The organism is Vibrio sp. Vb1554 (assembly GCF_033344235.1).
This window is the reverse complement of the sequence record NZ_JAWPOJ010000344.1, coordinates 1-1,144: the sequence shown is the minus strand read 5'-3', so window position 1 is coordinate 1,144 and position 1,144 is coordinate 1. Positions and strand designations below refer to the sequence as shown.

The 1,144-nt window shown below is 43.7% G+C and carries 1 protein-coding gene and 1 pseudogene; one reads left to right on the top strand and one right to left on the bottom strand.

Annotated elements, in window-relative coordinates; genetic code table 11:
• Positions 1 to 110: 110 nt before the first annotated feature.
• Positions 111 to 830 carry an SIMPL domain-containing protein gene (locus tag R8N28_RS26170; RefSeq protein ID WP_318183777.1) on the top strand — a complete coding sequence of 240 codons (720 nt, stop codon included), beginning with the start codon at positions 111 to 113 and terminating at the stop codon, positions 828 to 830.
• A 43-nt stretch (positions 831 to 873) separates the two neighbouring features.
• On the opposite strand, the pseudogene R8N28_RS26165 reads toward R8N28_RS26170, so the two are convergent.
• A pseudogene (locus R8N28_RS26165) lies at positions 874 to 1,144 on the bottom strand (DUF4382 domain-containing protein); the annotation flags it as partial.

Here is a 1,144-nt window from a genome sequence, read left to right as displayed (position 1 = left end):
ATTTCGAACGATATGACAAAAATTTAGCTTTAGGTCGCCATTTTCTGGCCATAGTTGAGCTATGTTATCGATACTACGAATTGTTACTTTTGGCGAAATTAGGAGGATGAATGGAGAAGATTTCCAATAAAGTGTCAATATGGCTCGGGCTGTGTCTGATAATTGGTTTAGGAGTATTGGGCTTTTTTATTCAGCAAACAGCAGTCAAATACAAAGCCTATGAGCGAGTGGTAACGGTGAAGGGATTGTCTGAGCGAGAATACCCGGCAGATACCGTCATTTGGCCAATCCAATTTACGGTAGCCAGCAATGATATGGGCGCGATGTTTGATGACATAGACCAACAAACGCGTTTGATTCTCGATTTTTTAACCGCAAAAGGCTTAACTGACAAAAACATCTCGCTGTCTTCGCCTTCAGTGATAGACCGTAAAGCGCAGCAATATGGTGGTGAGCAAGACATTGAGTATCGTTATTTAGCATCCCGAACGGTCACGGTTTACAGCCAAAATATCAATGTGGTTCGTGCGGCGATTAATGAGATTGGTGAACTTGGGAAACAAGGCGTGATTCTTAATCAAGATCCTTATGCAAACCGAATCGAATACAGTTTCACGAAACTTAATGACATCAAACCAGACATGATCGAAGAGGCGACCAAAAACGCCCGCGAGGTGGCACAAAAGTTTGCGAAAGACTCACAAAGCTCATTAGGAAAGATCAAGCGAGCGACGCAAGGTCAGTTCTCCATTTATGACCGCGATAGCAATACGCCTTACATTAAAAAAGTCCGAGTGGTATCGACGGTTCAATATTACCTTTCTGACTAAGTAAAAAGCCGCTCAGTACGAGCGGCTTTTTTAATATGGTGACTTAAAGAATGGGATTAATGTCCTGAGTTGTCAGCTCTGTCTCGACAACATCAACTGGCGTGTAGTGCTGGTAAATCAAGAAACCGTCTTCTGACGTTTCATGAGCGTCTGGCGTATCAATATATGCAGTACATGTGTAGCCAATGCTGTAAGTACCTGGGCCAATGTAACCAAACTCGTAGCTATAGGTTGTATTGCCTTCTTCGTCTTGCGATTCATTCACGTTAGCTACCGCAACTGGCGCGTTGAGTGGAGCTGTCGCGCCCATATCG